This window comes from Nocardiopsis sp. LDBS1602 (assembly GCF_035818715.1).
Taxonomy (GTDB): domain Bacteria; phylum Actinomycetota; class Actinomycetes; order Streptosporangiales; family Streptosporangiaceae; genus Nocardiopsis; species Nocardiopsis alba.
Window position 1 is genome coordinate 555,200 of the sequence record NZ_JAYLVW010000002.1, and the last position, 18,856, is coordinate 574,055.

An 18,856-nucleotide genomic window follows, 5' to 3' on the forward strand; every position below is an offset into this window, starting at 1 on the left:
CCCGCGTCGTCCGTACGCGGGCCCCTCGCCGTTTCGCGCTCGGGCCCGGCCGCCCGGGTTCTCCCACCGCCCCATGTGCTGCTGTAATGGGGGTATGACCAGCGAACACACTCCGATGATCCCTCCCCTGGACCGCGCCGCGATCGAAGCGGCCGTGGTACGTCCGGGCGGACTGTGGCGGAGCGTGGACGTGGTGCCCGAGGCCGGGTCCACCAACAGCGACCTGGCGGAGCGCTCGAGGGAGGGCGCCCCGGAGGGCACCGTGCTGGCCACCGAACATCAGACCGCCGGTCGGGGCAGGCTCGGACGCGGGTTCACCACCCCGCCGCGGGTCGCGCTCACCTTCTCCCTCCTCGTCCGACCGAAGGTGCCGACGGACCGGCTGGGCTGGATCTCCCCGATGCTGGGAGTGGCCGCGGTCGCCGCGGTGCGCGGAAGGGCCGGGGTCAAGGCCGCGCTGAAGTGGCCCAACGACGTCCTCGTTCCGGGAGAGCTGCGCTCGGAACCCGGGCAGGCCGACGGCAAGCTCGCCGGGATCCTCGCCGAGGCCGACTTCTCCTCTCCCGACGCCGTCGGAGTGGTCGTGGGCATGGGGCTCAACGTGTCCCAGGGGAGGGACGGCCTGCCGGTCGAGACCGCCACCTCGCTGCGGGCCGAGGGCGTCACCGGTGTGGGACGCGAGGAGCTGCTGCTCGCCGTCCTGGCCGAGTTCGAGGAGCGCTACGAGGCCTGGCTCGCGACCTCCGGGGACGCGGAGGCCTGCGGACTGGCCGACGAGTACCGGGAGATGTGCGTGACGATCGGCCGCCGGGTCCGGGTCCACCTCCCCGGTGATCGGGCCGTCGAGGGCACCGTCTCCGGTGTGGACGACCAGGCGCGATTGCTGTTGTCCGGGCCGGCGGGGGAGCGGGCGCTCAACGTGGGCGACGTCGTGCACGTTCGTCCCGGCTCCTGAGACCCCTGTCCGCTCCCTGAGACGAGAAGTTCGTCCACAGGCCGAATCCGACCTCTCCCACGAAGGGGAGGCTTGTGCCATGATCACCGTTATGGCTATAGCGGATCGTTATCTCTCCGACGACGAGGAGCTCGTCCACGTCGCCCGGCAGCACTGGACCGTCCTCGTGGGCGAGTTCGTCGCGCTGCTCCTCATCATCGCGGTCGTGGCCGTCGCGCTCTTCTTCATCCCCTGGAGCGAGGACTGGAGCCTCATCGCCGGAGGGGTCGTGGTGGCGATCGGGATCGTCGCCGCTCTGGCCTTCTGGTTCGTGCCCATGCTCAAGTGGGCGACGACCGTCTACATCCTCACCAACCGGCGGCTGATGATGCGGGACGGCGTCATCTCCAAGCAAGGGCGCGACATGCCGCTCACCAGGGTGAACGACGTCTCCTTCAACATCACCCTCTGGGAACGGATCATGCGGTACGGAACGTTGTCCGTTCAGTCGGCGTCCGAACAGGAGGGCATGGTCCTCCAGAGAGTCCCCAAGCCCCAGTGGTTCCAGTCGGAGATCTACCGCCAGGTCAACGTGGCCCAGCGGCCGGAGTATCCGCCCGGCCCACAGATGTGACCAGCGGTTCCGGGCCGCCGGTCTCCGCGAGGGGACGGGCGTAGGCTGGAACCGGAGCCAAGGCCGCGCCCCCAGGGGCCGGTGCCGTAGTGACCGCTCCCCGTGCGCCGGGGACGCTCCCGTGAAAGAGAACGTATGCCGTCGCGTCCTGACCCGAAAGCGATCGAGTCCGCCCTGCTCGGTGGTGAGGCGGTCTACACCAGGGAACAGGCGGTCGAGCTCTCCGGAGCCGATCCGGAACTCGCCGGTCGCGTCTGGCGAGCCCTGGGGTTCCCGACCCTGGGCGACGACTCGGTGACCTTCACCGAGAGCGACGTCGAGGCCCTGCGCATCGCCAACTCCCTCCTGGAGGAGGGCATCCTCGACGAGGAGGGCGTGGTCCGCTTCGCCCGCGCGATGGGCCAGACCATGGCGCGTCTGGCCGACTGGCAGACCAGCATCCTCAGCACCCTCATCTTCAAGGACGGCCACGAGGACCCCACGACCAGCTCCCTCATGCAGCAGGTCAAGGGGCTGTTGCCGGACGTCGAACGGTTGCTGCTGCACATCTGGCGCCGCCAACTCGCCGCCTCCACCGGGCGCACCCTCGCGGTGATGTCCAACGGCAACGACATCGTGCCCAACTACTACCCGCTGATCGTGGGCTTCGCCGACCTGGTCTCCTTCACCACCCTCAGCCGCGAACTCGACGAGGTGGAACTGGCCGGGGTCGTGGAGGGCTTCGAGTCCACCGCCGCCGACCTGGTGGCCGCCGGGGGCGGACGGGTGGTCAAGACCCTCGGCGACGAGGTCCTCTACGTGGCCGACTCGCCCCACCAGGCCGCCGACATCGCGTTGCGCCTCGCCTCGGGCGTCAAGACCCACGTGGAGGTCCCCGACGTGCGGGTGGGTGTGGCCTACGGGCCCGTCCTGACCATGCACGGAGACGTCTTCGGCACCACCGTCAATCGGGCCAGCAGACTGACCTCCTTCGCCCGGCCGGGGACCGTCCTCATCGACGAGACGCTCGCCGAGAGCCTCACCGACGAGGAGGGGCTCCAGGTGGTCCAGGTACGGGCCAGGCACGCGCACGGTCTCGGACTCATCCAGCCCTACACGCTGCGCCGCGACTTCGACGCGGGTAACCCCTGACACACGGGGAGAACGGGCCGAACCACGTGTACGAGGGTGGGTGGCGGGATAGGCTCGAGGCTCCTGCCCCGCGAAGAGTTCAGGTGGTGAGCCTGTGAGTGCCCTGTCCCCCGTTCAGCGGCTACGCACCTCGGGAATCCTCAGCCTGGAGGGTGCCGAGTCCGACGTCGAGAACAACGTGTGGATCGTCGGCGACGACGAGACGGCCGTGGTCATCGACGCCGCCCACGACCACGAGCGCATAGCCAGGGGGCTGGGCGACCGTGAACTCATGGCCATCGTGTGCACCCACGGCCACCCCGACCACATCGACGCGGCCGTGGCCCTGGCGGACCTCACCGACTCGCCGATCCTCATCCACCCCGACGACTCCGAGCTCTGGAACCAGGTGTACCCCTACCGGGAACCGGACGCCCCGTTGCTGCACGGTGAGGTGTTGAGCGCCGGCGGCATCGAACTCCACGTCCTGCACACCCCGGGCCATACCCCGGGAGGGGTCAGCCTCCACGCCCCCGAACTCGGCGTGGTGTTCAGCGGCGACACGCTCTTCCCCGACGGCCCCGGAGCCACCGGCCAGCCGTCGTCGGACTTCCCGACCATCATCGCCTCCATCCGCGACCACCTGGTCTCCCTCCCCGGAGACACCGTCGTGCACCCGGGCCACGGAGAGTCCACCACCATCGCCGAGGCCGCCGCCCACCTGGAGAGCTGGTCCCGCCGAGGTTTTTGAGCGGGGGGTGTGGTTCGGGCGCCGGGAGTGTTCTGCAAGACGAGTCGAGCCGCCCGCGAGGTACGAGCGTAGGCGTGGACGAGGATGAAGAACGCTCCCTCCCTTGGCGCCCGAACACGCGCCGAAGCGAAGCGGAGGCGCAAAGCAAACACTTTCGGGCCTCAGCCCCGGCAGGGTGTAAGGGTGACACGATCTCCTACCTCGACCCCCGGGGCGAGGTAGGAGACCGCGTGCACCGACCCCCTGGGGTGGGGGAGAGGTTCTCCCGTGCGCCCCAGGGGGTCGGTGCGTCCCGGCGGTCAGGACACGGGTACGACCGGTGACGGTCTCACGCTCGTCTCCGGCGTCCGCACGCCCATCTCCGCCAGACGGCGCAGGTGCGCGTCGTGGCCGAACATCCGCTCGACCACCTCGTGACCGCGGGCGACCTGGCGGGCGTAGCGCGCCTCGTCGGCCATCAGGGCGTCCACCTCGGCACGCACCCCCGCGGGGTCGGTGTAGATGGCCGCGTCACCGAAGACCGGACGGAACGACTCCGGCAGCAGGGTCGGGACCCCCGCCGCGATGGCCTCCAGAGGAGAACGCCCGAACGGCTCCAGGTGGCCCTTGCGTGTGAAGTACACGTACACGTCCAGGCCGTGCAGGAACTCGCGGACCGGGACCGAGTCGAAGGGGTGCACCTGCCAGTTCGACGGGAGATCGCCGAGCATCCGCTCAGGGACGGAGGCCCCGCCCAGCACCCGGGTCTGCCAACCCGGCTCCTCGGGATAGGCGCTCTGGAGCGTCCTCGGGTCGTCGGGCCACTTGTCCTTGTCATCGCGGGAGTGGCGCCCCAGCAGGACCCGGCCGTCCGGGGAACGTCGGGTGCCGCGCCGCCAGGCGGGTGCGTCGATGATGTTGGTCCAGTCCTCGTCGGCGAGGGTGATCCCCCACGAGGCCGCCTCGGCCATCTCCGCCGCGTGTTCGACCTCCATGGCCTCACGGACGCGAGAACTGATCGGGTACCAGCGGTGCTCGCCGAGCATCTCCCCGAACCCCGCCGCGCACCGGGCCACGTTCCAGGCCTCGTTGCCCCGGAAGTCCGGGACCCCGTAGCAGCGGTTCGGGGTCTGGTTGAGGACGACGATCGAGCGCTCCGCCTCGATCTGAGGCATCTCGTCCATGATCCGCTCCCCGATCCTGGGGACACGGACCACGAGCAGGTCACAGGTGATCCTCTCGTCGGGGGCGACGAACCTGACCAGGTCTCCGTCGACGGCGGCGAGGACCTTGGGGTTCACCCCTCCGGAGAGACCGCGTGAGCGTACCGGGTGGTGCACCAGGCCGGTGCGCAGTCCGGCCCTGCGCTGGGCGGTGATCTCCTGGAGGTTGCTGCCCGTACTGCCTCCGGGCAGCCGGAAGTCGGAGAGGACGACCACGTCGAAGTGGCGGTCGCGTCGGGTGCGATCGCGGCCCATGGCGACACGGCGGGGAACGCCGGTGGCCTCTCGGGAGATCCTGGGCGCGGCGAGGTCGGCCAGGTGGGCGTGCTCGCGGGCGCGGGCGCCCTCCCCGGCGGCGGTGTACCAGTTGGCCAGCGAACGGTGGGATTCGGAGCGCACCGACTCGGTGACGTCCATGTCGGAGCCCAGCGAACGCAGACGCTCCAGGCCCTCGCTGGAGAATCCGCACCACAGCAGGTCCTGGGCGCGGCGCAGCCGGACGGTCCCGGGCGGCGGCGGGACCGGAGGGGCGGGGCGTTCGATCGCCTCGCGGTACTCCTGGAGCCTCTCGTCCAGCGTGGTGGCCCGGTGTCGGGCGGCCAGACGCTCCTCGTGCTGGGTGGCGGCGACCTGCTCGACGGCCTCGCCCAGATCGTGCAGCGGCGCGGTGGATTCGCGGCGGGAACGCTCCAGCAGGGCTCCGACGGCGAGGACGACACCGGACAGAGCGATGAAGGCGACGACCAGGCCGATCCGGGGCGGGCTGAAGGCGATGGCGAGGGCGGCGATCCCGACGGCCACCACCGCGACGTACTTATGTGGAATCGCTGAGACTCCCATGGACGGCCCCTGAGTTCTTCTATGGACGGTGAACGTTGGGCCCAGATTCACCCATGGAAGGGTTCGGGGTCGGGAGGTGGTGTTCGAAGGAGGTTCCCCGCTTTCCGGGCGAGAGGGGCACCTCAGGAAAGGGTGGGCCGATCGTCCGGCCGCGGCCTGTCGACGGAGGTGAGCAGTACCTCCAGGTCGGGGCCCAGGTCCTCCGGGGACATCGCCAGAAGGTAGTCGTTCAGGTGGCGGCGGAAGGCGTCCGCCGCGTGGGAGGGTTCCACGTCCTTGCGTCGTGCCAGGGCCACGGTGCGCAGGAGGCGGGGGCGGGACAGCGGGGTGCCGCGCAGGCCGGGGCGGTTGCGCAGGACCATGCTGGGGACCACGGCCAGCCCCAGGCCGGCCTCCACGAACCGCAGCACGGCGTCCATCTCGCCGCCCTCCACGGCGAGTTGCGGTTCGAAGCCCGCCGCGCGGCAGGCGCGGATGGTGGCCTCACGGACGTCGTATCCGCGACGGAACATCACCAGCGGGCGTCCCTGGAGTTCGGTGATCCTGATCGAGGCCCGCCGGTTGGGGGAGGGGCGGGTGGCCGAGCTCGCCACCACCAGGTTCTCCCGCAGTATCGGCGTGGTCGAGAAGTCGGGGTCGCTGCTGTGCAGCGGCAGGATGATCAGGGCCAGGTCCAGTTCGCCCCGGCCCAGGTTCCGGATGAGGTCGCGTGAGCCGCTCTCCTCCACATGCAGTTCGATCCCCGGGAACCGTTGATGGAAGTCGGCGAGGACGTCGGCGAGCAGTCCGGCGCACAGGGAGGGGGTGGCCCCCAACCGGACGCGGCCGCGCCGTACGCCGGCCAGTTCGGCCACCTCGCGTCTGGCCGTCTCCAGGTCGGTGAGGATGCGTTGGGCGAGCGGAAGGAGCGCCTCACCGGCCGGTGTGAGTGTGATGTTCCCCCGGGCACGACTGAATAACGGGGCGCCCAACTCGCGCTCAAGGCTCCGGATCTGTTTGCTCAAGCTCGGCTGCGCGACGCGTGAAAGCTCGGCTGCGCGGGTGAAATGGCGCGTACGGGCCACGGCCACGAAGTACGCGAGCTGTTGGAACTGCATGATCCATAGCCTATGGCTATCGACACCAGGGGCCCGATGACTTGGACGTCGGGCTTACCTCGAATTTAGGGTGGCAGGCTGTGGCGAACAGTACCTTGACCAAGAAGCGGTCTACGGCCTACGGGACCACGGTGGCGCTCAAGTCAGCAATGGCTGCCTCCGGTGCGATCCTCGTGCTGTATTTGATCGCGCACATGTACGGCAACCTGAAAGTCTTCGCGGGCCAGGAGGCCTTCGACGGCTATGCTCACGGTCTCCGCGAGATCGGCTACCCGCTCCTGCCGGAGAGCGGCTTCCTGTGGGTGTTCCGGATCGTCCTGCTGGCGAGCATCCTGATCCACATCTACTCCGCCGCGGTTCTGACCATCCGCGCGCGCAACGCCCGCGAGCAGCGTTACGTGGTGAAGAAGCGGGTGCAGCGCACCTACGCCTCCTACACCATGCGTTACGGCGGCGTGCTGATCGCGCTCTTCGTGATCTTCCACATCCTGCACCTGACGGTGAACGTCATCGCGCCCGGCGGCAAGTCCGACAGCCCGTTCGAGCGGCTCGTGAACGGGTTCCAGCCCGAGTTCTGGTACGTGACCCTGTTCTACATCGCCGCGGTCATCGCGGTCGGCTTCCACCTGCGTCACGGCATCTGGAGCGGCATGGCGACCCTGGGCTTCAACACGGCCGCCCGCCAGGGCAGGATCAACGCGGTCGCCGTGGCGATCGCGCTGGTCGTGACCGTCGGATTCCTGCTTCCGCCCCTGGCGGTCACCTTTGGACTGGTGAGTTAATTGTCTGACATCGACCTTTACACCGAGGGCGCCCCGATCCGGGACGAGAAGGCCCCCGAGGGGCCGATCAACGAGCGCTGGGACGAGCGCCGTTTCTCGGCCAAGCTGGTCAACCCCGCGAACCGGCGCAAGCTCTCCGTGATCATCGTCGGCACCGGCCTGGCCGGCGCCTCCGCCGCGGCGACCCTGGGCGAGGCCGGCTACCAGGTCTCCTCGTTCTGCTACCAGGACAGCCCGCGTCGCGCGCACTCCATCGCCGCGCAGGGTGGCATCAACGCCGCGAAGAACTACCGCAACGACGGCGACAGCATCCACCGTCTGTTCTACGACACGGTCAAGGGCGGTGACTTCCGCTCCCGCGAGTCGAACGTCTACCGTCTCGCGCAGACCAGTGTCGAGATCATCGACCAGTGCGTCGCCCAGGGCGTGCCCTTCGCCCGTGAGTACGGCGGTCTGCTCGACAACCGCTCCTTCGGTGGCGTGCAGGTCTCCCGCACCTTCTACGCCCGGGGCCAGACGGGTCAGCAGCTGCTGATCGGTGCCTACCAGGCGCAGGAGCGTCAGATCGCGGCCGGCACCGTCAAGATGTACACCCGGCACGAGATGCTCGAGCTGGTCATCGTCGACGGCAAGGCGCGCGGCATCATCGCCCGTGACATGGTCACCGGTGAGATCGAGACGCACTTCGCCGACGCCGTGGTCCTGGCGACCGGCGGTTACGGCAACGTGTTCTTCCTGTCGACCAACGCGATGGGCTCGAACGTCACCGCCGCCTGGCGCGCGCACCGCAAGGGCGCCTACTTCGCCAACCCCTGCTACACGCAGATCCACCCGACCTGCATCCCGGTCAGCGGCGACTACCAGTCCAAGCTGACCCTGATGAGCGAGTCGCTCCGCAACGACGGTCGTATCTGGGTGCCCAAGCAGGGTGGCGACGACCGCGACCCGCGTCAGATCCCCGAGGACGAGCGCGACTACTACCTGGAGCGCATCTACCCGTCCTTCGGTAACCTCGTGCCGCGTGACATCGCCTCCCGCGCCGCGAAGAACGTCTGTGACGAGGGCCGCGGTGTCGGTCCCGGCGGTCTGGGCGTCTACCTCGACTTCGCCGACGCGATCGAGCGCATGGGACGGGACGCCGTAGAGGCCAAGTACGGCAACCTGTTCGACATGTACCAGCGCATCACCGGTGAGAACCCGTACGAGGTTCCGATGCGCATCTACCCCGCCGTGCACTACACCATGGGCGGCCTGTGGGTCGACTACGACCTCCAGAGCACCATCCCGGGTCTGTTCGTGACCGGTGAGGCCAACTTCTCCGACCACGGCGCCAACCGCCTGGGCGCCAGCGCGCTGATGCAGGGTCTGGCGGACGGCTACTTCGTCCTCCCGAACACCATCAACGACTACCTGGCGGCCGGTCCGTTCGAGAAGGTCGACGAGAGCCACCCCGAGGCCGCCGCGGCCAAGGAGCAGGTCACCTCTCGTATCGACAAGCTGCTCTCCATCAACGGTTCCCGCACCGTCGACTCCTTCCACAAGGAGCTCGGCCACATCATGTGGGACTACTGCGGCATGGAGCGCAACGAGGAGGGCCTGCGCAAGGCCATCGGACTCATCCGCGAGCTGCGGGCCGAGTTCTGGCGCGACGTCAAGGTCCTCGGCACCAACGAGGAGTTCAACCAGGCTCTGGAGAAGGCCAACCGCGTGGCCGACTTCCTGGAGCTCGGTGAGCTCATGTGCATCGACGCCCTGCACCGCCGTGAGTCCTGCGGTGGTCACTTCCGCGCCGAGAGCCAGACCGAGGACGGCGAGGCTCTGCGTCACGACGACGAGTTCGCCTACGTCGCGGCCTGGGAGTTCGGTGGCACTGACAGCAAGCCCGTGCTCCACAAGGAAGCCTTGGAGTACGAGTACGTCGAGATGAAGCAGCGGAGCTACAAGTGAACATCACCCTGCGCGTTTGGCGTCAGAAGGGCCGTGACGACGAGGGCCGGATGGTCACGTACAAGCTCACGGACGTCTCGCCGGACATGTCCTTCCTCGAGATGCTCGACGTTCTCAACGAGAAGCTCACTCTGGAGAACGAGGACCCGGTCGCCTTCGACCACGACTGTCGTGAGGGCATCTGTGGTGCCTGTGGTGTCGTGATCGATGGTGAGGCCCACGGTCCCGAGCGCACCACCACCTGCCAGCTGCACATGCGCAGCTTCAAGGACGGCGACACCATCACGGTGGAGCCGTGGCGGGCCAAGGCCTTCCCCGTCGTGAAGGACCTGGTCGTGGACCGGGGCTCGTTCGACCGGATCATCCAGTCCGGCGGTTTCATCAGCGCGCCCACGGGCACCGCCCCGGACGCCCACGCCAACCCGATCCCGAAGCCGGACGCCGACCGCGCGTTCGACGCCGCGACCTGCATCGGCTGTGGCGCCTGCGTGGCGGCCTGCCCGAACGCCTCCGGCATGCTGTTCACCGCCGCGAAGGTCACCCACCTCGGCATGCTCCCGCAGGGGCAGCCGGAGCGGGCCTCGCGCGTGGTGAAGATGATCAACCAGCACGACGAAGAGGACTTCGGCGGCTGCACGAACATCGGTGAGTGCGCGGCGGTCTGCCCCAAGGGCATCCCGCTGGACACGATCTCCCAGCTCAACCGCGACCTGCTGGGCTCCCTCAGCAAGGGCATCGGCTAGTACCGGGCCCGATCGCGACGAAGGGGCCGCCTCCCATCGGGGGGCGGCCCCTTCCGCGTTCTCAGGAGGCGGGACGGAGCATGAAGTGGGTGGTCGGGATCTCGGGGCCCTCCAGGACGTGGAACACGTGGAAGCCGTGCCGCTCGTAGTAGCCGATGTTGGCCGGGTTCATCGTCTCCAGGGAGACCGGGACCCCCTCGGCGTCGGCGCGGTCGAGACCCGACCTCAGCAGGCGGGTCCCCACACCGGTGCCCTGGACCGAGGGGTCGGTTCCCAGGACCGCCAGGTGCCAGTGCGGTTCCTTCGGGGCCGGCGGGTTCAGCTGCGCGAAGTAGCGCATGATCCGGGGGACCCGCCTCGGGCCCACGAGATCGGCCCAGTGCGGCAGGGACCGCAGCAGAGAGGCGACCCCTTGGGCATCGGCGCCCGGAGGGGTCCACAGGGCCGCTCCGCGCACCACGCTCCGGTCCCCCTCGCGTACCCGGAGCACCTCGGCCTGCCCGGCGGGCACGTGGACGAAACCGGCCAGCAGGGCGTTGATCCGGATCGAGCGGGCCATGCGGGTCTCGTCGTCGGGGAAGAACCAGCGGTACAGGGGGTCGTCGTAGAAGGCCCTGCCCAGGACGCGCGCGATCGCGGGGACGTCGTCCATACCGGCGTCGTGTATCGAGCGTTCCCGGGTGTCCGTGGGGTGCATCGAACCGTTTCCTTCTCTCGGTGGCATCGCCGCCCACACTAGGGTTCGGGAACGTCATAACGGGCGTTCCCGCCGAGGGGCGGCGGCCTCGGGAAGGGTCAGGCGGCCGGGCGGAAGAGGAAGTGGCTGGTGCCGGCGCCCTCGTGCTCGACCTCGCGGACGACCTCGAAGCCGAAGCGCTCGTAGAAGCCGACGCTCTTGACGTCGAGGGTCTGGGTGAACACGGGGAGGCGCTGCGCGTCGGCCTCCTCCAGCCCGGAGGCGAGCAGGGAACGGCCCAGTCCGAGGTCGGTGGCGCTCGGGTCGACGCCCAGAGCGGCCAGGTACAGGTGCGGCTCCTGCGGGGTGGCCATCTTCCATTCGGCGAACAGGCGGATGAAGGCGGTGAGCCTGGCCCGGTCGATCAGGGCGCCCCAGTGCGGCCAGGTGCGCATCGACACCAGGGGACCCTCCGGGTTGGAGGTGGGCGGGGCCCAGAGCGCGGCCGCGCGCACGGTCGGGGCGGAGTCCTCGGTCTCGGCGAGCTCGGTCACGCGGGTGTCCCCGGCGGGCACGTAGCCGAACCCGGAGGTCAGCGCGAAGAAACGGCGCACCTTGGCCATGCGGGTCTCCTCGTCGGGGAAGAGCCACAGGAAGAGCGGGTCGTCGTGGAGGGCGAGGGAGAGGACCCGGGCGATGCCGGGGACGTCGTCGAGCGTGGCGGCGCGAGCAACTGAGGTGGCGGTCGGACTCATCGCTTGCTACTTCCTGGTAGGTGGGTTCCGTTCATGGTAGATCACGAAGCGGTCACGGTGTTCACGTGGTGCTCGCGTCGGGAACGGGCTGGGCGAAGACGTGGGCCCGCACCCAGGCGTGCATCGCCACCGCCGCGGCCGCCCCTGCGTTGATCGACCGTGTCGAACCGAACTGTGCGATCGACAACACCGCCGCGCACACCTCGCGCACCTCCTCGGAGAGCCCCGGGCCCTCCTGACCGAACACCAGCACGGCGTTGCGGGGGAGGGGATAGGTCTCCAACGGGACGGCGCCCGGAAGGTTGTCCACCCCGATCAGCACCAGATCCCGTTCGGCCGCCCAGGCCACCAGGGAACCGGTGTCCGGGTGGTGGTGCACGTGTTGGTAGCGGTCGGTCACCATCGCGCCTCGACGGTTCCACCGGCGCTTGCCCACGATGTGCACCGCCGAGCACCCGAAGGCGTTGGCGGTGCGCACGACCGATCCGATGTTGAAATCGTGCGACCAGTTCTCCACCGCCACGTGGAAATCGTGCCGGACCGTGTCCAGGTCGGCGATGATCGCCTCACGTCGCCAGTAGCGGTACCGGTCGACCACGTTGCGCCGGTCGCCTCCGGCGAGCAGTTCGGGATCGTAGTGGTCGCCTTCGGGCCAAGGGCCGGACCAGGGGCCCACACCCACCTCACGTGCCTCGTCCATTCCCTCGGTGGACTCGACGGGGATCACTGTCGGTGCGGCCTCGGCGGCGGGGTGCTCGTTCATCGACTCCAGCTTATGAACGGCCCCCCACCGGATTCCCCGGACGGTCCGGGGCCCGCGTCGGCGCACGGGCCCCGGCCGGCTCAGAGCCGGATGTCCCCGTTGAAGTCCCGGCCCATGATGACCCTGGCGTCACCGGACACGTTCCCCTCGATCACGTTGCCGACGGAATCATCGCTCTCTCGGGTCGCCTCCGCGCGAAGCCGACCCACGAGCTCGCGGATCTCGGGGTCCTCCTCCTCGGCCCGCTCCAGACGTTCGGCCACGACCTCGATGGCCTGTGGCCGTTCGGGCCCCTCGAAGCGGGCGCTCACAAGCGCGCTCTGGGCCTCGGGGTCCTGGACGAAGCGCCGGGTCAGCGCCTGGGCGAGCTTTCCGAGAAGGGCGTTGGCCCCCTCACCGAGCTTGGTGGCGACTCCGGTGGCGACGGCGGTGGCGATGGAGAGGATGACGGGGTCCGACATGGGGGGGGCTCCTTGTTCGTGGGGTTCTGTCGTCCCCAGTCTTCCCCTCAGGCCGGGGTCCGTCGCCCCTTTCGCGACACCAGGAGGGCGATGGCCCGCCAACCGAGCATCGTCGCGGCCAGGAACAGCGAGGTCACCAGGACGAAGGAGAACGGGGCGCCCTCCCCGGAGAGCAGCCGCAGCGGCATCGCGCCCACGACGGTCACCGCCCACACGAGCACCCCGGTCGGCCAGAGCCGGGCGGGGGAGCGCCAGGCGAGGGTGGCCGCCCACCCGAGGGCGAGCGCGACCAGGAACGGCCACGCCGTCCCGAGCACGGCGGTCGGCGTCAGGCCGGTCTCGTGGTCGGCCTTGCCCACCACGACGAAGACGAGCACGCAGACCAGGTCGGCCGCCAAGGCGAGCGGCACCGCATACGAACGCATAGTCCCAGGCTAGACCCGTCTCCCGTACCCCTGAAGGAGGGGCGGGGGTCCGGGCGCGGGCCCGGCCGCCGTCCGAGAGAGAACCGTACAGGGGGAAAGGGCGTCCCAGAGGACGGGCCTCGGAACCCCGTAGCCCTTCTCAGCCCTTCCCCCTCAGATCCGGGAACGCCCCCTTCCATGACTTCGACGTCCCCCCTCCCGAGCGGTGTCCTGCCCCTCGTCCCAGGAGACCCCTCCCACCTGGGCCCCTTCCGGCTGTTCGGCCGACTCGGCTCGGGCGGCATGGGGGTGGTGTACGCGGCGGTGGACGGGAACGACCGTCGGGCGGCCGTCAAGTGCGTCCACCGTTCCCACGCGGCCGATCGGGAGTTCCGCGCGCGGTTCGCCCGGGAGGTGCGGCTGGTGCGCCGGGTCCGGGCGAAGAGCGTTCCGGCCTTCCTGGGCGCCGACACCAGGGCCGACCTGCCCTGGATGGCCACCGAGTACGTCCCCGGTCCCACCCTCGATCATCATGTACGCGAGCACGGGCCGCTCCGGGGCATGGACGTGAGCGTCTTCGCGCGGGGCGTGGCCGAGGCGCTGGTCGCCGTCCACGCGGCGGGGGTGGTGCACCGTGACCTGAAGCCGGGCAACGTGATCCTGTCTCCGGAGGGGCCGAAGGTGCTGGACTTCGGGATCGCCCGGGCGGCGGAGGAGAGCGCCCTGACCCGGACCGGCGGTCTGGTGGGGACCCCGGGCTGGATCTCCCCGGAACAGTACGGAGGCGCTGAGGCCACCGAACGCTCCGACGTGTTCGCCTGGGCCGGGCTGGTCGCCTACGCGGCGACCGGCAACGGGCCCTTCGGGGAGGGGACCTCCGATGTGGTGGCCGCCCGGGTCCTGTCGGAGCCGCCCTCCCTGGTCGGGGTCGCGGAACCCCTGCGCGGTCTTCTGGAGCGGGCCCTGGACAAGGATCCCGGCCGGCGCCCCACCGCCGCCGAGGCCGTGGCCGCGATCGAACCCGTTGGGGGGACGTTCACCGGTGCGCCCCGGGCCTTGGCGGAGAGCGCCGAGGCGTGGAGCGGGTACGCCCCGCCCCGTCGCTCCTGGCCGCGCCGCCACCGGAGGGCGCTGTCCCTGGGGGCGGCGGGGCTGACGCTCGCCCTGGTGGCGGGGGTCGGACTGTGGGCCCTGGCCGAGGGGCGTCTCGCCGGTGACGGCGCGACCGGGAATGTCGCCGGTGGGACCGGGGCCGAGGGGGAACCGGTGGGTGGGGCCGGCGGAGGCGGATCGATACCCGCCGACGTCCCCGAGGAGTACCGCGACCTGTACGAGAACGGGATCGTGACCGTGGCCCCGGACGAGAACGCCGGTGACACGCTCGTCCGCACGATCGGGTCGGACGGGGGCGGGGATGCTCTGGACCAGGTCCGGCTCGACATGAGCGAGCACACCTGGTCGTACAACATGAGCCCGACCATCACCGTCACGGCCGAGTACCTCCTGGACTTCGGGGAACTCCGGATCCACAGCAACGACTTCGCGATGGTCGAACGGATCGAACCCGAGGACACGCATCTGACGACCGTGCCGGCGAACAGCGGCGGAACCCTGGCCGTCCTCTCCCCGGAGGAACCGACCGCCGAGTTCTCACTCGTCTTCGTGACCGGCGGCAACGCCTCGGAGAGGGACGACGTCTTCGCCGTCTACTACGTCCCCGGCGAAGTGGCCCACGGCGGTACCCGGCCGGAGGTCGGGTACCCGGGAGGGCTCTGCTACCTCTGGCGCGGCGCCGGAATGAGCGAATCCTACGGCGTCCCCGATCCGGAGGAGCCCACCCCCTTCGACGCGACCCTCTCGGGGGGCTCGCCGACGAACGGTTGTGTCTACGGCCCCAACAAGGACCTTCTCTCGAACGGCTGACCCCGCCCCACCTCGATATCCCCGACCTCGACAGGAAACGCAGATGCCCCCCAACGCCCCCTTCTCGCACGACCGCCTGCCGCCCGGTGTGGACCCGCCCGGGCGAGGCGACCCCGAACGGCTCGGCGACTACCGGGTGGTCGGGCGGATCGGCGCGGGCGGCATGGGCGCGGTCTACGCCGGTGTCACCGACGCCGGTTCGGCCGCCGCGGTCAAGGTGGTCCACGCACAGTTCGCGGCCGATCCCGAGTTCCGGGCCCGCTTCGCCCGTGAGGTCGGCCTGGTCTCCCGGGTCCGCGCCACCTGCGCCCCGGCCTTCCTCGGCGCCGATACCGAGGCCGCCGCCCCGTGGATGGCCACCGAGTACGTCCCGGGTCTGACCCTGCGGCAGCACGTGAAGCGGAACGGTCCGTTGACCGGGGGCATGCTCACCGCGTTCGCGGTCGGCCTGGCCGAGGCGCTGACCGCGATCCACACCGCCGGCGTGGTGCATCGTGACCTGAAACCGGGCAACGTGATCCTGGCCCCGGACGGCCCGAAGGTGCTGGACTTCGGGATCGCCCGAGCCGCCGACGGTACCGTGCTCACCGCCACCGGCGGCCTGCACGGGACACCGGGCTGGGTCTCTCCCGAGCAGTACGAGGGGGCCGACGCGACCGGTTACTCCGACATGTTCGCCTGGGGCGGTCTGGTGGCCCTCGCCGCGACCGGGAGGGACCCGTTCGGCAAGGGCGCCGTGGACGGGGTCATCCATCGCAGCAGGTACGAGGAGCCCGACCTGGACGGGGTGCCCGAGCACCTGATGTCCCTGGTGGGCCGCTCGCTCTCCAAGGACCCGGGCGGTCGCCCTCGTGCCGATGAGGCCCTGATGGAGCTGACCCGTGGCTGGTCGGCGACCCGGATCATGCCGGCCGGGGCGCCACCGCCCGACGGTGCGGGGGAGTCGGGGACGGACGCGCGTCCCACGGAGATCGTGCCCGAACTGCTGGCCACCGAATGGACCGAGGTGAGCGATCCGGGGACCCGCCGGGTGCGCGGTCCACGCCGTGTCCTGCTCCTGTCCGCCGGGGCCGCCGCGCTGGTGGTCGCGCTGATCGGCGGTCTGCTCGTGGTCGATCGCGTCGGAGGAGAGGGCTCCTCCTCGACCGACGGCCTGCCCTGGGGGAGCGGTGCCGACGAAGACGATGGCGGGAACGGTTCGGGAGGGGATTCCGGCACGGTGGAGAATGGGGCCCCGCTGGTCCAGAGCGTCCCCGAGGACGGTACGGCGGTGGTCGCCGAGGCGATCGAGCTGATGGAGGGGGCGCCGGACCTCCTGTACCGGTCAGACTCCCACGCCGACCAGGAACGAGGCCATCCGGTGGCCTCCGTCGTCGAGTACAGCGGGGATCCGGTGCGCGTCTTCCAGAAGCGGACCTACGACCTGGCCGGGATCGGACTCAACCTCCGCTACGGCGACGATCTGGAGAACCAGGTGTTCGGGCTGGTCCCCATGGCCCAACTCGAATCGGAGGAGGACCCCGACTATTACCGGCAGGAGGGGAACCCCACCGGCGAGTGGGACCCCATGGAGGAGCTGGGCTGGGGTCTGGCGTGGATCCTGGAACCGGACGCGGAGATCGAGTATCAGGGGCGAAGCCGGGTCCCCCACGAACAGGAGTTCGTCGACGGTGGCGTCAGCCGGTGGCTGGAGGGCTTCGAGGAGACCGACGGACACCACTACAGCGGGACCGTCACCCAGCGGACCGGCCTGGAACACTCCGACGGCGAGTCCATGAGCTTCGATCTGTGGATCGACGACGAGGGCTACCCGCTGCGCTTCGCCGGCTCCACGCTCTGGGTCCCCGACAACCCCGACCATCCGGACGTGGCCATGACCGAGGTCCGCGACTTCGACTTCGGCGAGGCCCGCGAGATCTACGTTCCCGACGAGGCGGAGATCCTGCCCGATCGGCCCTCGCCCGGTTTCTGACCCCACCGCGATCGAGAACCCGTACCTCCTTCACCCCTAACGGAACAGGACGATCCATGACGTCGCCCACACCCACCGCCCGCGTCGATCGCGGTCACCTGCCCCCCGGAGTCGTGGGGCTCGGGAGGAAGGACCCCGAGAGGGTCGGCCCCTACCGGACGCTCGGCGTGATCCGTCGTGACGCGGCGGGCGCGACCCTGCTGGCGGAGGCCGCCGACGGCGCCCTCGCCTCGGTCCGACTCCTCCCCGCCGAGGTCGCCGACGGCCCCGACGTGCGGGCCCGTCTGGCCGCCGAGGCCGGTCGACTCTCCCGCGCTCGGGCCCTGTGCCTGGCCGGGTACCGGGACGCCGACCTCCAGGCCGCCGAGCCCTGGCTGGCCACCGAGTACGTTCCCGGGCGGACCCTGGGAGAACACGTCACCGAACACGGTCCGCTGCGGGGAGAGACGCTCACCGCGCTGGCCGCGGGGACGGCGGAGGCCCTGGCCGCCTGGCACGCCCTCGGCGGCCTCCACCTCGCCCTGGACCCGTCCAGGGTCGTCCTGTCCCCACGGGGCCCGAAGATCGTGGATCCGGGGATCTCCTCCGCCACCGGCCGCCCGCTCGGCGACGGGCGTTGGGCGGCCCCGGAACAGGGGGCCGTCGACGGATCCGCCGACGTCTTCGCCTGGGGACTCCTGATGCGCTACGCGGCCACCGGCGCGGAACCCTCCGGAATGATGACGGACGATCCCGCTACGGGCGCCGTCTCCGACCCCCTGGCCTCGCTCATCGGCGAGGCGTCGCGGAGGGAACCCGGAGAACGGCCCACCGCGCTCCGGCTGCTGGAGGAGCTCACGCCCGGATCCGGAGGTGACCTGGGGCGAGCGGTCTCCGACCTTCTGGCCGGCTCGTGGACCGGGGTGAGCGCCCCCGAACCGCGTCGGGTCCGCCGGTCGCGCACACCGGTGGTGGTGGGCGCGGCCTCGGTCGTGCTGGTGGGCGCGCTGGTGGGCGGCCTGCTGTGGAGCGGAGACGACTCCGGCGGTCCGCTCGGCGCCCTGAGCCCGACCGGCTCCGGATCACAGGACACACGAGGAGAGGAGGACGCGGCCTCGGACGGAGGATCCGAGGGGACCGGAGAGGCCGAGGAGGGGACCACCCTCGCCGTCGAAAGCGATCCCACGGACGGCGCGGCCGTGGTCGCCGAGGCGCTCGAACTGGTTCGAGGGGCCTCGGACCTCCTGTACCGGGAGCACTTCAGGATCGACGAGGGGGGAAGTCCGTCGGTCGCCGTCCTGGAGTACACCGAGGAGCCGGTCCGGGCGGTCCGGAACATGAACTACCACCCGATGGGGGCCTCGGTGAGTCTGCGCTTCGGCACCGACCTGGCGGAGGAGGTCGAAGGCATCATCGACCCCGCGACGGGCGACACCGGGAACATCGACTATCACCGGAGCGAAGGAGGGTCCGCCACGGGGACGGAGCTGTGGGAGGAGGCTCAGTGGCCGCTCGAATGGATCCTGGAGCCGGGCGCGGAGATCGAGTACCTGGGTCTGAGTCCGGTCCCCCACGAAACGAGCTTCGAGGACACCATCAGCGACGGTCTGGTGTTCGAGGCGACCGAAGGCCACCACTACAGCGGCACCTACGTCGACCCGACCGAGAGGCCGGAGGCCCGCGAGACCGTCGTGGACTTCGACCTGTGGATCGACGACCAGGGCCACCCGCTGCGCATCGAGGCGTCCGGTGTGATCTATCCGGAGAACCCAGCGCATCCGGACACGACCTTCGACCAGGAGCGGGACTACATCTTCCACGAGCCCCGCGAGATCCACGTCCCCGAGGAGTCGGAGCTCGGACCCTGAGCTCGGAACACCCCC

General features: G+C 70.2%; 17 protein-coding genes. 10 read left to right on the forward strand and 7 right to left on the reverse strand.

From position 1 onward, the window contains the following. Positions 1-115 precede the first annotated feature (115 nt). The 4 genes from U9J66_RS10570 to U9J66_RS10585 all read left to right on the forward strand — a co-directional run bounded on the left by U9J66_RS10570 (position 116) and on the right by U9J66_RS10585 (position 3,429). Positions 116-955: a biotin--[acetyl-CoA-carboxylase] ligase gene (locus U9J66_RS10570; RefSeq protein WP_161112348.1), complete on the forward strand. Its 840-nt coding sequence runs from the start codon at positions 116-118 to the stop codon at positions 953-955. A 91-nt stretch (positions 956-1,046) separates the two neighbouring features. Then, complete coding sequence (locus tag U9J66_RS10575; protein ID WP_026124788.1) at positions 1,047-1,568, forward strand: PH domain-containing protein; 522 nt, start codon at positions 1,047-1,049, stop codon at positions 1,566-1,568. Positions 1,569-1,703: 135 nt separating this feature from the next. Beyond that, a complete protein-coding gene (locus U9J66_RS10580; protein WP_017533414.1) occupies positions 1,704-2,699 on the forward strand; it encodes an adenylate/guanylate cyclase domain-containing protein in 996 nt (331 codons plus the stop codon). A gap of 94 nt (positions 2,700-2,793) precedes the next feature. Further along, a complete protein-coding gene (locus tag U9J66_RS10585; protein ID WP_017533415.1) occupies positions 2,794-3,429 on the forward strand; it encodes an MBL fold metallo-hydrolase in 636 nt (211 codons plus the stop codon). A 299-nt stretch (positions 3,430-3,728) separates the two neighbouring features. On the opposite strand, the gene U9J66_RS10590 is transcribed toward U9J66_RS10585, so the two are convergent. Then, positions 3,729-5,471 (reverse strand): glycosyl transferase group 1 family protein, encoded by a 1,743-nt coding sequence (locus tag U9J66_RS10590; RefSeq protein WP_014908669.1) that lies wholly within the window; start codon positions 5,469-5,471, stop codon positions 3,729-3,731. 122 nt (positions 5,472-5,593) lie between these two features. Then, entirely contained in the window at positions 5,594-6,568 is a 975-nt protein-coding gene (locus U9J66_RS10595; RefSeq protein ID WP_014913455.1) for a LysR substrate-binding domain-containing protein, read from the reverse strand. 131 nt (positions 6,569-6,699) lie between these two features. Here U9J66_RS10595 and U9J66_RS10600 point away from each other — a divergent pair, with 131 nt between their 5' ends. The 3 genes from U9J66_RS10600 to U9J66_RS10610 are packed head-to-tail and all read left to right on the forward strand — an operon-like array spanning position 6,700 to position 10,040. Then, on the forward strand, positions 6,700-7,350 hold the full coding sequence (locus U9J66_RS10600) for a succinate dehydrogenase cytochrome b subunit (RefSeq protein WP_161112347.1): 651 nt from the start codon (positions 6,700-6,702) through the stop codon (positions 7,348-7,350). Then, positions 7,351-9,297: a fumarate reductase/succinate dehydrogenase flavoprotein subunit gene (locus tag U9J66_RS10605; protein WP_014913164.1), complete on the forward strand. Its 1,947-nt coding sequence runs from the start codon at positions 7,351-7,353 to the stop codon at positions 9,295-9,297. After that, positions 9,294-10,040 (forward strand): succinate dehydrogenase/fumarate reductase iron-sulfur subunit, encoded by a 747-nt coding sequence (locus U9J66_RS10610; protein ID WP_326337603.1) that lies wholly within the window; start codon positions 9,294-9,296, stop codon positions 10,038-10,040. Before U9J66_RS10605 ends, U9J66_RS10610 begins: the two co-directional genes overlap by 4 nt. A 61-nt stretch (positions 10,041-10,101) precedes the next feature. Here U9J66_RS10610 and U9J66_RS10615 read toward each other — a convergent pair whose 3' ends face one another. The 5 genes from U9J66_RS10615 to U9J66_RS10635 all read right to left on the reverse strand — a co-directional run bounded on the left by U9J66_RS10615 (position 10,102) and on the right by U9J66_RS10635 (position 13,120). Beyond that, positions 10,102-10,737, reverse strand: coding sequence for a GNAT family N-acetyltransferase (locus U9J66_RS10615; protein WP_326337604.1), 636 nt, complete (start codon positions 10,735-10,737; stop codon positions 10,102-10,104). Positions 10,738-10,835: 98 nt separating this feature from the next. Then, positions 10,836-11,471 carry a GNAT family N-acetyltransferase gene (locus U9J66_RS10620; protein ID WP_326337605.1) on the reverse strand — a complete coding sequence of 212 codons (636 nt, stop codon included), beginning with the start codon at positions 11,469-11,471 and terminating at the stop codon, positions 10,836-10,838. A gap of 61 nt (positions 11,472-11,532) precedes the next feature. Beyond that, positions 11,533-12,234, reverse strand: coding sequence for a TrmH family RNA methyltransferase (locus U9J66_RS10625; protein ID WP_017533420.1), 702 nt, complete (start codon positions 12,232-12,234; stop codon positions 11,533-11,535). A gap of 80 nt (positions 12,235-12,314) precedes the next feature. Continuing rightward, positions 12,315-12,695 carry a hypothetical protein gene (locus U9J66_RS10630; RefSeq protein WP_017533421.1) on the reverse strand — a complete coding sequence of 127 codons (381 nt, stop codon included), beginning with the start codon at positions 12,693-12,695 and terminating at the stop codon, positions 12,315-12,317. 47 nt (positions 12,696-12,742) lie between these two features. After that, positions 12,743-13,120: a DUF3054 domain-containing protein gene (locus tag U9J66_RS10635; RefSeq protein WP_014910708.1), complete on the reverse strand. Its 378-nt coding sequence runs from the start codon at positions 13,118-13,120 to the stop codon at positions 12,743-12,745. A gap of 177 nt (positions 13,121-13,297) precedes the next feature. Here U9J66_RS10635 and U9J66_RS10640 point away from each other — a divergent pair, with 177 nt between their 5' ends. Genes U9J66_RS10640 through U9J66_RS10650 form a run of 3 tightly spaced genes read left to right on the forward strand, consistent with a single transcriptional unit; the run spans position 13,298 to position 18,841 of the window. Next, positions 13,298-15,022 carry a serine/threonine-protein kinase gene (locus U9J66_RS10640; RefSeq protein ID WP_326337606.1) on the forward strand — a complete coding sequence of 575 codons (1,725 nt, stop codon included), beginning with the start codon at positions 13,298-13,300 and terminating at the stop codon, positions 15,020-15,022. A gap of 43 nt (positions 15,023-15,065) precedes the next feature. After that, positions 15,066-16,994 (forward strand): serine/threonine protein kinase, encoded by a 1,929-nt coding sequence (locus U9J66_RS10645; RefSeq protein WP_326337607.1) that lies wholly within the window; start codon positions 15,066-15,068, stop codon positions 16,992-16,994. Between the two features lie 56 nt (positions 16,995-17,050). Continuing rightward, positions 17,051-18,841, forward strand: a complete 1,791-nt coding sequence (locus tag U9J66_RS10650; RefSeq protein WP_326337608.1) for a kinase — start codon at positions 17,051-17,053, stop codon at positions 18,839-18,841. Positions 18,842-18,856 lie beyond the last annotated feature (15 nt).

What these genes read in the sequence shown, in the direction of transcription:
- U9J66_RS10570 (WP_161112348.1), top strand. Translation starts at nt 116, where the DNA reads ATGATCCCTCCCCTGGACCGCGCCGCGATCGAAGCGGCCGTGGTACGT.
- U9J66_RS10575 (WP_026124788.1), top strand. Translation starts at nt 1,047, where the DNA reads ATGGCTATAGCGGATCGTTATCTCTCCGACGACGAGGAGCTCGTCCAC.
- U9J66_RS10580 (WP_017533414.1), top strand. Translation starts at nt 1,704, where the DNA reads ATGCCGTCGCGTCCTGACCCGAAAGCGATCGAGTCCGCCCTGCTCGGT.
- U9J66_RS10590 (WP_014908669.1), bottom strand. Translation starts at nt 5,471, where the DNA reads ATGGGAGTCTCAGCGATTCCACATAAGTACGTCGCGGTGGTGGCCGTC.
- U9J66_RS10595 (WP_014913455.1), bottom strand. Translation starts at nt 6,568, where the DNA reads ATGCAGTTCCAACAGCTCGCGTACTTCGTGGCCGTGGCCCGTACGCGC.
- U9J66_RS10615 (WP_326337604.1), bottom strand. Translation starts at nt 10,737, where the DNA reads ATGCACCCCACGGACACCCGGGAACGCTCGATACACGACGCCGGTATG.
- U9J66_RS10620 (WP_326337605.1), bottom strand. Translation starts at nt 11,471, where the DNA reads ATGAGTCCGACCGCCACCTCAGTTGCTCGCGCCGCCACGCTCGACGAC.
- U9J66_RS10625 (WP_017533420.1), bottom strand. Translation starts at nt 12,234, where the DNA reads ATGAACGAGCACCCCGCCGCCGAGGCCGCACCGACAGTGATCCCCGTC.
- U9J66_RS10630 (WP_017533421.1), bottom strand. Translation starts at nt 12,695, where the DNA reads ATGTCGGACCCCGTCATCCTCTCCATCGCCACCGCCGTCGCCACCGGA.
- U9J66_RS10635 (WP_014910708.1), bottom strand. Translation starts at nt 13,120, where the DNA reads ATGCGTTCGTATGCGGTGCCGCTCGCCTTGGCGGCCGACCTGGTCTGC.
- U9J66_RS10640 (WP_326337606.1), top strand. Translation starts at nt 13,298, where the DNA reads ATGACTTCGACGTCCCCCCTCCCGAGCGGTGTCCTGCCCCTCGTCCCA.
- U9J66_RS10645 (WP_326337607.1), top strand. Translation starts at nt 15,066, where the DNA reads ATGCCCCCCAACGCCCCCTTCTCGCACGACCGCCTGCCGCCCGGTGTG.
- U9J66_RS10650 (WP_326337608.1), top strand. Translation starts at nt 17,051, where the DNA reads ATGACGTCGCCCACACCCACCGCCCGCGTCGATCGCGGTCACCTGCCC.